We start from the raw sequence: 13,351 nt of genomic DNA on the forward strand, positions 1-13,351 counted from the left end.
ACCTATGAGCCGTGGCACGTAAGCGCCGCGATCAATCAACCTTCACCCGCGTCCACAGCTAGCTGGCCGGGCAAGGAGATGCAAGATGCAAACCGTCGAAGATACCAAACCCTGTTTCCCGCTCTTCAATGACCCGGAATATCAGGACCTGCTGGCCCGCAAACGCGAACAGTGGGAAGAAATGCCCTCCAAGGACAAGGTTGCCGAAACCTTTGCCTGGACGACTTCTCAGGAATATCAGGACCTGAACTTCAAGCGCGAAGCGCTGACCATCAACCCGGCCAAGGTCTGTCAGCCCCTGGGCGGCGCCCTGTGCGGCATGGGCTTTGAAAAGACCATGGTGTACATCCACGGCTCGCAAGGCTGCGTGGCCTACTTCCGCACCTACTTCAACCGGCACTTCAAGGAGCCGATCGCCTTCATCGCCGACTCGATGACGGAAGACGCTGCCGTTTTCGGCGGGCAGAAGAACGTGCATGAAGGCCTGCAGAACGCCACCAAGCTCTACGGCGCGAAGATGATCGCGGTGTGCACGACGTGTATCGCCGAAGTCATCGGGGATGACCTTGGAGCCTTCATCGGCAACGCCCGCAAGGAGGGCAACGTCGAAAAAGACTTCCCGATTCCTTACGCCAACACCCCGTCCTTCGTCGGCTCGCACATCACCGGCTGGGACAACATGTTCGAAGGCATCGTCAGCTACTTCACGCAGACGACCATGGACGGCAAGGTGGTTGGCAGCAACAAGAAGATCAACATCGTTCCGGGCTTCGAAACCTACTTGGGCAACTACCGCGTCATCAAGCGCATGCTGAAGGAAATGGATGTCGATTACACCTTCCTGTGTGACCCGGAAGAAGTGCTCGACACTCCGGCCAACGGCGAATACGAAATGTATGCCGGCGGCACGACCATCGACGAAGTGAAGGATGCACCGAACGCCATCACGACCTTCATGCTCCAGCCCACCAGCCTGGAAAAGAGCAAGAAATTCGTGGAGGGCACCTGGAACCACGAAGTTCCGAAGATCAACATCCCCATGGGCGTGGAGTGGACCGACGAGTTCCTGATGAAGGTCTCCGAAGTCACCGGCAAGCCGATCCCGGCTTCGCTGCTCAAGGAGCGTGGCCGCCTGGTCGACATGATGACCGACTCCCACGCCTGGCTGCACGGCAAGAAGATGGCGGTCTTCGGTGATCCTGATTTCCTGCTGGGCCTGGTCAAGGTGATGCTGGAACTGGGCATCGAGCCGACCCACATCCTGTGCAACAACAGCAACAAGCGCTGGGAAAAGCGGATGAAGGCCCTGCTCGAATCCTCGCCCTACGGCGTACATGGCAAGGTCTATGCAGGTTGCGATCTGTGGCACCTGCGCAGCCTGTGCTTCACCGACAAGCCGGACTTCATCGTCGGCAGCACCTACGGCAAGACCATCCAGCGCGACACCCTGCACAAGGGGCCGGAGTTCGAAGTGCCGCTGATCCGCCTGGGCTTCCCGATCTTCGATCGTCACCACCTGCATCGCATGACCACGCTGGGCTACGAGGGCGGCATGTATCTCGTCACCACGCTGACCAACGCCGTGCTGGAGTTGCTCGATGAGAAAACCAAGCTCATGAACAACACGGATTACAACTACGACATCGTTCGCTAACCCAACCGCAGGGTGCGCAGTGCGCACCCTGCAACGCCTAACCCAGCACCCGGAACTTCCCCATGGCCAACATCATGGTTCGTAAAAGCGCCGACGGCGGATTGTCGTTCTATCTGCCCAAGCGCGACATCGAGGACAGCATCACCTCCATCGAATTCGACACTCCGGAGAAATGGGGTGGCGAAATCAGGCTGGGCAACGGAGGCGTGTATTACATCGATCCGATTCCCGCTCCGCGCCTGCCCATTTCAGTACGGGCCAGGCGTGTGGATGGGGTGGAGTGAACTTGAGTCCAAGGAGTACATCATGGCAATGAAAATCCTCGTCGCGGAATGCAGCAGCTGTGGCGACTGCATCAAGGTTTGCCCGACCAACTCGATCTTCGACAAGGGCGGCATCGTCAAGATCAAGGCCGACACCTGCAACGAATGCGAAGACAGTGACGACGGCCCCAAGTGCCAGGCCACCTGCGCTTCGGGTGATGCCTGCATTGTTTACATGTAAGACCGTAGGGTGCGCATCGCGCACCATTTCAAGCGGCGCACGCTCGGTGCGCAATGCGCACCCTACATCCTTCCCTGGGAGCCCGCCATGAGCAACACATCCATCACCCGCGAAGCCGCACTGCGCATTGGTCTGGCCGCCCGTGAATTGAACGTCACCCCGCGCGAGCTGACCCTCGCGCTGGCCGAAAAGATCGACCTGCCGCTCACCGAGACCAAGCTCGCGGCGTGCTCGGTAGAGATTCTGCGCGAAGCCATGGACGGCGACGGCGGCATCTGCGTGGCCGAGAAGGAAGACCTCAAGCGTGCCGTGCGCCTGCTGTGGGGCGAAGGCGTTTCGGGCAGCGATCTGCCCGCGCTGGATGCTTATGCCGAAGGTGACATGCCAGGCTCAATCCGGCTGGCCTGCGCCTCGAACAGCGGCGAGATCCTCGACGGCCATTTCGGGTCCTGCGAGCGCTTCCTGATCTATCAGGTCTCCGCGACCGAAGCGCGCCTGATCGGCATGCGCTCCACGCTCGAAACCGAGAGCGCCGAAGACAAGAATGTCGCCCGCGCCGCCCTGATCTCGGATTGCGATGTGCTCTACGTGCAATCCATCGGCGGGCCAGCCGCCGCCAAGGTCATCCGCGCCAATATCCATCCGGTCAAGATTCCGCAGACCGGCCCGGCCCGCGCCAGCGTCTCGCGCCTGCAGGCCAGCCTGGCCAGCCCGCCGCCCTGGCTGGCACGCGTAATGGGCATTGCACCGCCGTCGCTGGCGCAGTTCGCGGCCATGGTCGAAGAGGAGGAAGTATGACGGTCAGCGTCACACCCGAACTGCTCACCACGGTCAGAGCTGCGCTCGCCAACGGCAAGGTGCAGCGCCCCGGCGTCGATGCACAACTGCGCGAAGCCTTCCCCGGCATCGTCTTCAGCGTCTGCAGCGACAACGACATCCCGTCGCGCCTCAAACCGGTGGCCGAAGGTGATGGCTTTGCGCTCTACGCCATCAACACCAGCGGCCATTGCGCCCAGCTCACCTCGCAACTGGAAGGCGCCGGCGGCCTCGCCATCGGCCTGATCGACGATGAAGACTGAAGCCCCCTGCGGCTGCCTGCAGCACAAGGCAGAAGAGCGCGATCGCTACGCCAGCTTCATCGGCCTGGATTGCAACGGTCAGGCACGCCGGCTTGTCGCCCTGTTGCGCCCGTACATGGATGATCCTGCCCGCAGCAACGCCTTCTGGCAGCTCTTTGCAAAGAAACTCTCGCCCACCAGCGGCCCGAAACACGACGAGCTGTTCCTGATCCACGCCCACATCAACATCCTGCGCGACCAGCTCGAACAGCTTGACGACGTGCAAGCCCTGTTGCTGCTGGACCAGATCGAGCAGGAGTGCTGCTGATTTCATGCCCGGATCAATCCGCTCTTTGTCGACTTCGCCTTGCCGTGGCCTTACCACTGTCTGCGGCTCGTCTTCGCGATCGTATTGATCTGGACATGAAATGACGCCAACCAGGAAAAACCCATGTGCCAAGCCCGTACCGATGACAGCCCGGCCACCCTGCATGAGAAATTCTGCCGGACCACGCATGGCGTGCCCTGCAAGGCAGCACACGCCATCGGCTCGCTGTTCAGCATGATTCTTGGCCGCACGCCGAAACCCGATTGCTGCAGTGGCCCCGGCCAGAAGGCCGGCTGCGACTGCCAGTCCCCCAACCCCTGATGACCCCTGAGGATGATTCCCCATGCTGCTGAAGAAATACGATGAAGCAGGCTGCCTGATCAACGCCAACCTGAACGAAGCCTGCAGTGGCGGCCTCAAGGCCTTCCGTGGCGAGCTGATCGTGGTAGAAGGCGAGATGCTCGACAACTCCGGCCGCCGCAAGCCGCCACTCAAGGTCCTGCAACAGGCGGCCATCCTGGCGGACGACAGCCGGCTCAGGTTCGTTTCAGGCATGCTCGACGACGTGGCCGACGTACCGGTGTTTCTGGAGCGCTATGGCAAGGATATGGGCAGCGACACGCTGGTGGTGATTTTCGTGCCCAACATCGACAAGCCTGCCAGCCTCGCTCTGGGTGGCACGCTCGTTCATCTGGTGTCGATGGATGATGGCCTGCCCTGGCCCGAACTCATGCAACTGGCCGGTCTGGAAAAAGCCGACATCAAGAGCCTGTCGCCTGCCGACAAGGTGCAGGCGGTCTTCAAGGAGCTCACCGGTTTCCGCCCGCGCAACGCCGTCAGCGTCGAGCTCGCCAGCGTCGCTGCGCTCAACAACGGCAAGCGCCGGGAAATCCGCGGCGCCGTGTAAACCGGCATTCAGCCACCTGCCTGAAGAGCCGCATCCAGTCCCGGTTTCAGGCAGGGCTTGCCGCACACCCAATCCCGGCGGTCATTTCCGGAACGGCATGCCGCAGAAGCCCGCCGCATGCGGCTCTGCAGCCACCTTGAGTTTTTTTCAAACCGCCCCAGATCGGCGGGACTGCAACGTTTCCGCCTGCGTCCCCAGCCACAAGGCGATTCCCAGCCAGGCTGCCGCCAGCGGCACCGACAGCCAGGCAATCTGGCCGGCGCTCCAGCCCAGCGCGCGCAGGCCATTGAACATCCACGCCGAGGCCGTGTCGCCAGTACGGTGCACCAGCGTGTCGATCACGTTCTTGGCCCGGTATTTCTGCGCGGCGGGCAAAGCATTGAACAGGGTCTCGCGGGCCGGCTTGCTGATCGAATACTCACCGGCCCGGCGCAGCACGCCGAAACCGACCAGCACGCCCAGCACCGGCCACAGGGCAAACACCGCAAAGCCCAGCAAGGACACCAACGGCATCGCCGCCAGCAGGGCCCGCGTGCCCAGACGCCGGATCAGGCGCCCGAATGCCGCCGTCTGCACCAGCAAGGTCAGCACATTCACCGCCAGATCGATCTGCGCCAGCAACTGGGTACGAACGGCGCTGTCCGCGATATGCCGGGGCAGGAGTTCCGCACTCTGGAAATACAGAAAGGTCGACAGCAGCGCATAGCTGAACAGGAAGGCGCAGATCGCCAGCAGGTAGCCCGATCGGCAGACCTCGCCCAGGCCGCTCCACACGCCTCCGGCCAGCACCTGCTCTTCACCTTCCGGCGCAGTCTGCCCGGTCGCGCCGGTGTGCCGCGCCCAGGCACGCAAGCGCAGGATGGCGACAATCGCCAGCCCGAGCAGCGCGGCAGAGACCAGCATCAGCAGCTTCGCACCGACCAGCCGCACCAGCCCGGCGGTGAGCAGCGGGCCGAGCAAGGCCCCCACGGTCCCGCCCGCGGCAATGAAACCGTACAGGCGTTGCGCCTGCTCCGTATCGAACAGGTCGGCCATGAAGCTCCAGAACACCGACACGACGAACAGATTGAACACGCTGACCCACACGTATAACACCCGTGCCAGCAGTGGCCCGGGGTGCCCACCGGTCTCGAAGACAGCGTAGAAACCAATCAGATTTGCCACGCAGAACGCATACAGCCAGGGCAACAGGCGGCGACGCGGAAAACGCCGGGTCAGCCAGCCAAACACCGGCACCAGCACCAGCATGCTCAGGAACACGGCAGAGAACAGCTCCTGCAACGCCCCCGCCCCGACCTGCATGGCCATCTCGTCGCGGATCGGGCGCAGCACGTAATAGCTGGCCAGCAATGCCAGGAAATACACGAAGGCCCATAAGGCCGCCGCCAGCTCTTTCGGGGTGGCGCCACTCAGGCGCAGGGCCAGAGCTTTCATGGCAGGACCGGGCCTCCCTGTGCAAACGCCCCTTGCGGGGCGTTCGGGTCCATCATGTCTAGCGCAGAATCAGTCACGCCCGCTAAGCTGCATCAGCAAGCGCAGCACGTACCACAACATCAGTGCCACCGACGCGAACAGGTGCAGCGCGGCACCGGCCGGACGATCCACCGGGTAGTGGTGAATGATCTTGCCCGTGTCGAACAGCACACAGCCGCCGGCAAAGACGATCATGATTGCCGAGAACCAGATGCCCAGCGAGAAGCCGAAGATCACACCGGTAACGATGGCGCCGATGGCGCACAGACCGGCCACCTTGAGGATGCCGCCAAGGAAGGAGAAATCGGTCTTGGAGGTAAATGCGGTCCAGGTCAGCGCAGCACACAACAGCACGGTCAGAAAGGCTGCCGAACCGATGGCACCAGGCGCCACGTACTGGGCCAGGGCAAACATCGGTGCAAAGATCACGCTCTCGGCCACCACGTAGATGCCCAGCCCGCCGAGCTGGGCCGCATTGCTCGCGGCGCCGTCAGCCATGCTCGTCGCCAGCCAGCCCACCACCATGAAGCCCCCGAGGAACAGCAACCATCCATACTTGGCGCCGGCCATCCACTGCAGCATCTGCACGCCCACGCCCGCAGCATTGAGAATGAAGGACAGCAGCACGAACCCGGCGATCGCGCCGGCAAGATGCAGATAGGTTGCGCGCAGGAATGAGGCGCGTTCGGACAGACCGCTGAGCGCGGCCTGACCATCCGGATTGACTGGTTCCATCGGTTTTCCCCCCGTTTGATTGAACGAAATGCCGTCAGCCACAAGACTGACGGCATGAGCCGGATGGTACGCGACTCCGGCTGCAGGGCAAGCGTCCGTCTGGCCGCTGCTGATCCGCTCCTGGGGCTGCCTGCAGAGCCGCGTCGCGCCTGCCTCTCCAGCCTGCCTGCCCGCTCAGGCTTGCCGGGCGCGGCTCTTCAGGCATGCCCGGTCGGCATATTGCTGCCAGCCTAGCCATAGCGCCGCGCCGCTTCCACCGCCAGCCCCGAACCGATGCTGCCGAACAGATCCCCCTCGCAGGTGCGTGCATCCGGCAGCAGCGCCGCAATCTGTGCCCGCAATTGCGGCACGCCGCTGCCGCCACCGGTGAAGAACACGGTATCAACCGCACGGGCCGGGATGTTCGCCTGCACCAGCAACTCGCCAACGGTTTGCGCCACGCGCGAAACCAGCTCGCCGGTCGCCGCACTAAACAGGGCCTGATCGATCTCGCCGCCCAGCTCCGGCCACAGCTCGCCCAGATCCAGCCGGGTGCTGTCGGCGGCAGACAGCGCAATCTTTGCTTCCTCCACCTGCAGCGCCAGCCAGTGGCCGGCGCGCCGGTCGATCAGGCGTGCCAGGCGTTCGAGCTTGTCGCGCTCTGCGCTCATGCGATAGAGCTGCTGGAAATCGGCATAGGCCGCGCGCGAATAGGCCAGCGGAATGGTGTGCCAGGTGGCGAGCTGGAAAAACAGCTGCGAGGGCAGCGCCGCGCCGTTCTGCGTGCGGCTGCCCAGCCCGAGCAGCGGCATGGCCGCCGCCAGATTCAGGGCCCGGTCGAAATCCGTGCCGCCAATATGCACGCCACCGTTGGCGAGCAGATCGTCGCGGCGTTCATCGAGCTGCGCCCGCTCGGGCGACAGGCGCACCAGGGAAAAGTCCGCCGTGCCACCGCCGATGTCGGCAATCAGCACCAGTTCCTCGCGGGCGAGCGTGCGCTCATAGTGAAAGGCCGCGCCGATCGGCTCGAACTGGAAACTCAGCTCGCGAAAACCCGCCGCCCGCGCAATCTCCGCCAGCGTGTCTTCAGCCAGTTTGTCCGCCTCCGGTTTGCCATCCACGAAGAACACCGGTCGGCCGAACACGGCGCAATCGAAGGGCCGCCCGGCGGCCAGCTCGGCACGCCGCTTGAGTTCGCTGATGAAGGTCGCCAGCAGTTCGCGGAAGGCCAGCGCCCGCCCACCGACCTCGGTATTGGCATCAATCAGGCCGCTGCCCAGCAGACTCTTCAGCGCCCGCACCAGACGGCCTTCATAACCATCCAGATACTGCGCCATCGCATCGCGGCCAAAGTGCGTGCTGTTTTCGTCGGCATTGAAAAACACCGCCGAAGGCAGCGTCGGCCGCCCGCCTTCGAGCGCCAGCAGCGTCTCTGCGCCGGGACGCAGCTGACCCACCGTGGAATTGGAGGTACCGAAATCCACGCCACAGGCGCGGGCAGGTGCTACAGACATCGGAAAGCTCGGGAAGGGAAACGGGGGCGGATGATACCGGAGTGTCGGGAACGTTGGCAGGAAGGCTGAAGAGCCGCGCCCAGCAATGATCCGCAGCCGTATGGCCAGCACAGGCAACAGGGAAGCCACTGTTCACGCCACATCCCTCAAGAGCCTTGCTGCATGCGGCTCTGCAACACCCTGCAATGGAAGCGACTCCCGCTCCCACACCCCGACGTATAACGGAAGCAGTCCATTTCGCCCGGACTCAACAATCCAGCCACGAAGTCCGTCCATCACAAGCATGCCGCAAGAATTCAAGCTTCATGGAACCGGATCAACAGATAACGACCATGCCCAAAGGGTTCATCCCATGCTCCGAACAAGTCATTACTTTTAGAATGGTTTTATCGCTCTGGCTCTCCACCTGACGTGAAAACCATCCCATATATGAAAACAGCAATCCGTCACACACTTTCTGGAGTAAACATGAAGCCACGCCTCCTGTCTGTCGCCCTTGCCACACTGGGGCTCGCCGCCACCTCGCCGGCCCCCGCGGCCGGCAACGTATTGATCTACGACGGCGACTACAGCGATGTCGCCACCAGTCTGGCCGCACGCCAGACTGCAGCAGGCAACACGCCAACGGTCATCAGCTGGAGTGGTGGCAGCCTTGCCGCACTGCCAGCGTCCCTCTCGGGCTACACGCAAGTCTGGGATGTCAACGGGCATCTCGCGCTTAGCACCTCCCAGGAGACGGCCTATCTGAGCTACATACAGGGAGGCGGCTCGCTGTTCCTGATGGGCGAAAACACAAGCTATGGCGCAGCCCGCAATGCCTCGCTGATCAGCTTCATCGCCACCGCCGGTGGCGGCACGCTCAGCATCGTGGGCAACGGCGGCGCTGCGGAAACGGTCTCCAGTGCACTACAGAACCCGACCCCCCTCACGACCGTGAGTTACGCGGCTTCTGGCTCCTTCAGCTCCCCCGGCACCGGCATCTGCCTGACATCCAATTCTTCAGGCACGTGTTCAGCCATTGCTTTCAATGTGGGCACACTCAGCAATGCCCGCAACGGTTCGCTGGTCAGCGTGCTGGACATCAACTTCCTGGAAAGCTCGCGTATCGCCTCATTTCAGGGTTTTATCGACAACCTGATCGCCTACATGGCAGCCCAGGCCGCTGCGGGCGAAGCCGCTGCCAGTGGCGGGGCGGGGAACTTCGTCACCCTCTCCAACAGCACCAGCCGCGGAGCAGCACGCGTTCTGGATGAACGCACCAGCGCCAGCATCATCGATGCGGACATGGCGCTGGCCATCGGGCGTCTCTCGTCCCTGCCCGCCGATCAGAAGGTCGTGGCCCTGCAGCGACAGGCCCCGCAGACCGGACGTGCGGCCATCGTGGCGTCAAATCAGGCGGTAAGCGGCTCGCTGGATTCGGTAGCCATGCGCCTTGAAGGCGTCCGCGAGCAGGGTTTCATCGTGGGGCTCGACGAAGACCTGATGAAGGGGCGTCTCAAACTGGCCGCAGCCGGTGACAACGTTGCAAGCCAGCTGGCTTCAGAGAAGACCCGCCGCAGCAACGCCTGGGTGAAGGCTTTTGGTGCCTATGCGAACCAGAATCTGGACGGCGACTACGCTGGCTACCACGCCTCGACAGGCGGCATGGCACTTGGCGCAGACACCTTGCTGGACAGCAAACTCGTCGTTGGTGGCGCGTTCTCCTATGCAAAAACCGATGTAAGGATGAGTGACTTCCGCAACGGAGACAGCACGAACATCAACAGTTACCAGTTCACCGCTTATGCCAGCCGTGACTTCGGCAAGTTCTATATCGACGGCATGCTGGCCTATGCCCGCCACCAGTTCAACGCCAACCGCGACACAGCCGTTTCCGGAACCGCAGCAGGAGAATTCGAAGGCAGCGAATATGCAGCCAAGGCTACGGTGGGGCTCCCTGTCAAACTGAGCGAGAAACTCACGCTCACTCCGGTGGCGGGCCTCGAAGCCAATCATATCTACTTCGAGTCTTATACCGAAACGGGAGCCGGAGCTCTCTCACAACGCGTCGACAATGACTCGGTTACCCGCGTACGCAGCATGCTGGGCAGCAAGCTATCGACGGAGTTGCAGACGGCGGGCGGAATCAGCATCAAACCATCCCTTGATCTGGCATGGCGCCATGAATTCGAAAACGACGGCATGGACTCGACATCAACCTTCACCGGTGGTGGCGGCAGCTTCTCGACTGCCGGCCAGAAGCTCGCCAGGAACACGTTTGCTCTGGGCGCCGGTGTAGCCATCCAGAAGACCAGGGACTTCAACCTCAAGATCCGTCTCAATTCAGAACTGGCCAAGGGCTACCAGTCTTTCGCCGGACAGATCCAGGGACAGTGGCTGTTCTGACTCAAGCTGCACCCACAAAAACAGCAGGGGCAACCCTGCTTTTTTTACGCTGTTTGCAGGGCACGTGCGCCAAGAGGCTCTTCACCCGCCTGTCGCAAGACGAAGGCGGCATGCGCCTCTCCAGGCAGACCGAGAAAGGCGGCGAACTCAAGCCAGCCCGCCGAAGCACAGGTACTTGATGTCCAGGTACTCGTCCGTGCCGTAGTGCGAGCCCTCGCGCCCCAGCCCGCTCTGCTTGATGCCACCGAAGGGCACGACCTCGTTGGTAATCAGCCCGGTGTTGATGCCGACCATGCCGGTTTCCAGCGCCTCGGCCACGCGCCAGCAGCGCGCCACGTCGCGACTATAGAAATAGCTGGCCAGGCCGGATTCGCTGGCATTGGCCAGGCGCAGCAATTCTTCTTCGGTGTCGAAGCGGAACAGCGGCGCGACCGGACCGAAGGTTTCCTCGCGAGCCACGCGCATGTCTGCCGTGGCACCCGCCAGAATGGTTGGCTCGAAGAAGCCATGTCCGAGCGCGTGCCGCGTGCCGCCCATCACCAGCTGCGCGCCGTGAGCCAGCGCGTCAGCCACATGCGCCTCGACCTTGAGCAGCGCACGCTCGTCGATCAGCGGGCCGAGCGCGACCCCCTCCTCCAGCCCGTTGCCGACCTTCAGCTTGCGCACGGCCGTGGCGAGCTTGCTGGCGAAGGCGTCATGCACGCCGCTTTGCACGTAGATGCGGTTCGCGCAGACGCAGGTCTGGCCGTTGTTGCGGTACTTGGAGACGATGGCGCCTTCGACCGCCGCGTCCACATCGGCGTCGTCAAACACGATGAAGGGTGCATTGCCGCCCAATTCGAGGGACACCCGCTTGACCGTCCCCGCGCACTGCGCCAGCAGCTGCTTGCCGACTGCGGTAGAGCCGGTGAAGCTGAGTTTGGCGACAACAGGGCTGGCCGTCATCTCGCTACCAATGGCGTGCGCGTCGCCCGTCACCACATTCAGCAGGCCCGGCGGCAGGCCGGCTTCCTCCGCCAGCACCGCCAGAGCGAGCGCCGAGAACGGCGTCTGCGGCGCAGGTTTGAGCACCACTGCGCAGCCCACGGCCAGTGCCGGCGCGGCCTTGCGCGTCACCATCGCGTTCGGGAAATTCCACGGGGTGATCGCCGCCACCACACCGACCGGCTGCTTGATCACCACGATGCGCTTGTCGGCCTGCGGACTGGGAATGCTGTCGCCATAGGTGCGCTTGGCTTCCTCGCCGAACCATTCGATGAAACTTGCGCCATAGACGATCTCGCCACGCGCCTCGGCCAGCGGCCGGCCCTGCTCGCGGGTGAGGATCTGCGCAAGATCCTCCTGATGGGTCATCACCAGCTCGTACCAGCGCCGCAGCACCGCCGCACGCTCCTTGCCCGTGCGCTGTTTCCATTCGCGCTGGGCAACCTGCGCAGCAGCAATCGCGCGCTGCGTCTCGGCAGCGCCCATGTGCGGCACGTGTCCGAGCAGCTCGCCGCTTGCCGGATTGTGAATCGGCTGCTGCACGCCGGAATCGGCCGCGCACCACAGGCCACCAATCAGGGCTTGCTGACGGAACAGGGAAGGATGATGAAGCGGGATGGACATGACAGACCTCTTGGCAGTAAAACGTCAGGAAAACAGACCGAAGTGTAGTCGACGGCTCAGCGTGCAGGCTTCTGCGACAATCCGGACATTGCTTGCTGAACAGCCGCGCCGGATGGGCGCCTGCAGGCAGGCCACCTGAAAACCAAGACTGCGCGCGGCTCTCCAGTCACCCCACTGTTAACTTCCCACTGCCGACAGCCCGACACCATGCCCTTCGATCTCTCCGACAAACTCGTCATCGGCATCTCCTCCCGGGCGCTCTTCGATCTGGAACTGGAGAACAGTCTTTATGAAAAGGAAGGCGTAGGCGCCTACGCCGATTACCAGCGCAGCCACGAGGATCAGCCGCTGGCGCGCGGCACGGCCTTTCCGCTGGTCGAAGCGCTGTTGCGCCTGAACAGCCTGCTGCCGGAGCGTCAGCTCGTGGAAGTGGTGCTGATGTCACGCAACACGCCGGACACCGGCATGCGCGTATTCAACAGCATCGAGCATTATCAGCTGCCGATTACCCGCGCTGCATTCTCGGGCGGGCACCCGATTGCTGGCTACCTGCAATCCTTCAAGGTCGATCTGTTTCTCTCGAAATCGAATGACGACGTGCAGACCGCCGTCGACGCCGGAGTGGCCGCCGCCACCCTGTATGCCCCGCCAGACGTGAGCGCTGCAGCGCACGAACAGATCCGCATCGCCTTCGACGGCGACGCCGTGCTGTTCTCGCCGGAGTCCGAACGCATCTTCAAGGAACAGGGACTGGAGGCCTTTCAGGCCCACGAGCAGGCGCACCGTTTCGAATCGATGCAGGAAGGTCCGTTTGCCAAACTACTGGTGCTGCTCGCCCAGCTGCAGCAGAAATTCCCTGCCGAACGCTGTCCGGTGCGGATTGCCATCGTCACCGCCCGCTCCAGCCCGGCACATGCCCGCGTGGTACACACCCTGCGCGCCTGGGGAGTCAGTGTCGATGAAGCCTTCTTCCTCGGCGGCGTGGCCAAGGACAAGGTGCTGGCGGCCTTCGGGGCACACATCTTTTTCGACGATCAGGATGTACACCTGAAAAGCGCTTCACGGGTCGTCCCCTCCGGCAAGGTGCCTTATCGAGGCGGCCATCTGGGCTGATGCCAGAAACCGGACACGAGCGTGACGTATTACCGCGCATGACATTTGCGATTTTGTTAAATTCTTCAAATAGCCATCCCTGCAGTACTGCAT

The 13,351-nt window shown here is 62.8% G+C and carries 14 protein-coding genes; 10 read left to right on the forward strand and 4 right to left on the reverse strand.

Annotated features, from left to right (window positions below; genetic code table 11):
• Positions 1–85: 85 nt before the first annotated feature.
• The 8 genes from nifK (at position 86) to Q9Q94_RS00865 (ending at position 4,451) form a co-directional block, all read left to right on the forward strand.
• Positions 86–1,654 (forward strand): nitrogenase molybdenum-iron protein subunit beta, encoded by a 1,569-nt coding sequence (gene nifK, locus Q9Q94_RS00830; RefSeq protein WP_305978124.1) that lies wholly within the window; start codon positions 86–88, stop codon positions 1,652–1,654.
• A 62-nt stretch (positions 1,655–1,716) separates the two neighbouring features.
• The gene (gene nifT / locus Q9Q94_RS00835; RefSeq protein ID WP_305978125.1) at positions 1,717–1,938 is read left to right on the forward strand and encodes a putative nitrogen fixation protein NifT; all 222 of its coding nucleotides are present in this window, start codon (positions 1,717–1,719) and stop codon (positions 1,936–1,938) included.
• Between the two features lie 22 nt (positions 1,939–1,960).
• Positions 1,961–2,158 carry a 4Fe-4S binding protein gene (locus tag Q9Q94_RS00840; protein WP_305978126.1) on the forward strand — a complete coding sequence of 66 codons (198 nt, stop codon included), beginning with the start codon at positions 1,961–1,963 and terminating at the stop codon, positions 2,156–2,158.
• 87 nt (positions 2,159–2,245) lie between these two features.
• Positions 2,246–2,956, forward strand: coding sequence for a dinitrogenase iron-molybdenum cofactor biosynthesis protein (locus Q9Q94_RS00845; RefSeq protein ID WP_305978127.1), 711 nt, complete (start codon positions 2,246–2,248; stop codon positions 2,954–2,956).
• Positions 2,953–3,237 carry a DUF6129 family protein gene (locus tag Q9Q94_RS00850; RefSeq protein WP_305978128.1) on the forward strand — a complete coding sequence of 95 codons (285 nt, stop codon included), beginning with the start codon at positions 2,953–2,955 and terminating at the stop codon, positions 3,235–3,237. Before Q9Q94_RS00845 ends, Q9Q94_RS00850 begins: the two co-directional genes overlap by 4 nt.
• Entirely contained in the window at positions 3,227–3,544 is a 318-nt protein-coding gene (gene cowN / locus Q9Q94_RS00855; RefSeq protein WP_305978129.1) for a N(2)-fixation sustaining protein CowN, read from the forward strand. The genes Q9Q94_RS00850 and cowN overlap by 11 nt, the downstream gene beginning before the upstream one ends.
• Positions 3,545–3,667: 123 nt before the next feature.
• On the forward strand, positions 3,668–3,865 hold the full coding sequence (locus Q9Q94_RS00860) for a hypothetical protein (RefSeq protein WP_305978130.1): 198 nt from the start codon (positions 3,668–3,670) through the stop codon (positions 3,863–3,865).
• Between the two features lie 22 nt (positions 3,866–3,887).
• Positions 3,888–4,451 (forward strand): hypothetical protein, encoded by a 564-nt coding sequence (locus Q9Q94_RS00865; RefSeq protein WP_305978131.1) that lies wholly within the window; start codon positions 3,888–3,890, stop codon positions 4,449–4,451.
• A gap of 147 nt (positions 4,452–4,598) precedes the next feature.
• On the opposite strand, the gene Q9Q94_RS00870 is transcribed toward Q9Q94_RS00865, so the two are convergent.
• The 3 genes from Q9Q94_RS00870 to Q9Q94_RS00880 all read right to left on the reverse strand — a co-directional run bounded on the left by Q9Q94_RS00870 (position 4,599) and on the right by Q9Q94_RS00880 (position 8,152).
• Positions 4,599–5,885 (reverse strand): NTP/NDP exchange transporter, encoded by a 1,287-nt coding sequence (locus Q9Q94_RS00870; protein WP_305978132.1) that lies wholly within the window; start codon positions 5,883–5,885, stop codon positions 4,599–4,601.
• Between the two features lie 69 nt (positions 5,886–5,954).
• The gene (locus tag Q9Q94_RS00875) at positions 5,955–6,659 is read right to left on the reverse strand and encodes a Bax inhibitor-1 family protein (protein WP_305978133.1); all 705 of its coding nucleotides are present in this window, start codon (positions 6,657–6,659) and stop codon (positions 5,955–5,957) included.
• Positions 6,660–6,889: 230 nt separating this feature from the next.
• Entirely contained in the window at positions 6,890–8,152 is a 1,263-nt protein-coding gene (locus tag Q9Q94_RS00880; protein ID WP_305978134.1) for an Hsp70 family protein, read from the reverse strand.
• Between the two features lie 468 nt (positions 8,153–8,620).
• On the opposite strand from Q9Q94_RS00880, the gene Q9Q94_RS00885 reads away from it, so the two are divergent.
• Positions 8,621–10,537, forward strand: a complete 1,917-nt coding sequence (locus Q9Q94_RS00885; protein ID WP_305978135.1) for an autotransporter outer membrane beta-barrel domain-containing protein — start codon at positions 8,621–8,623, stop codon at positions 10,535–10,537.
• A 147-nt stretch (positions 10,538–10,684) separates the two neighbouring features.
• Here the strand turns inward: Q9Q94_RS00885 and Q9Q94_RS00890 are convergent, their stop codons facing one another.
• Positions 10,685–12,145, reverse strand: coding sequence for an NAD-dependent succinate-semialdehyde dehydrogenase (locus Q9Q94_RS00890; protein WP_305978136.1), 1,461 nt, complete (start codon positions 12,143–12,145; stop codon positions 10,685–10,687).
• A gap of 207 nt (positions 12,146–12,352) precedes the next feature.
• Between Q9Q94_RS00890 and Q9Q94_RS00895 the strand changes: the two genes are divergently transcribed.
• Entirely contained in the window at positions 12,353–13,258 is a 906-nt protein-coding gene (locus Q9Q94_RS00895; protein ID WP_305978137.1) for a 5'-nucleotidase, read from the forward strand.
• The last annotated feature ends 93 nt before the right edge of the window (positions 13,259–13,351 follow it).

Origin of the sequence: Uliginosibacterium sp. 31-16 (genome assembly GCF_030730865.1) — a bacterium.
GTDB lineage: Bacteria > Pseudomonadota > Gammaproteobacteria > Burkholderiales > Rhodocyclaceae > Uliginosibacterium.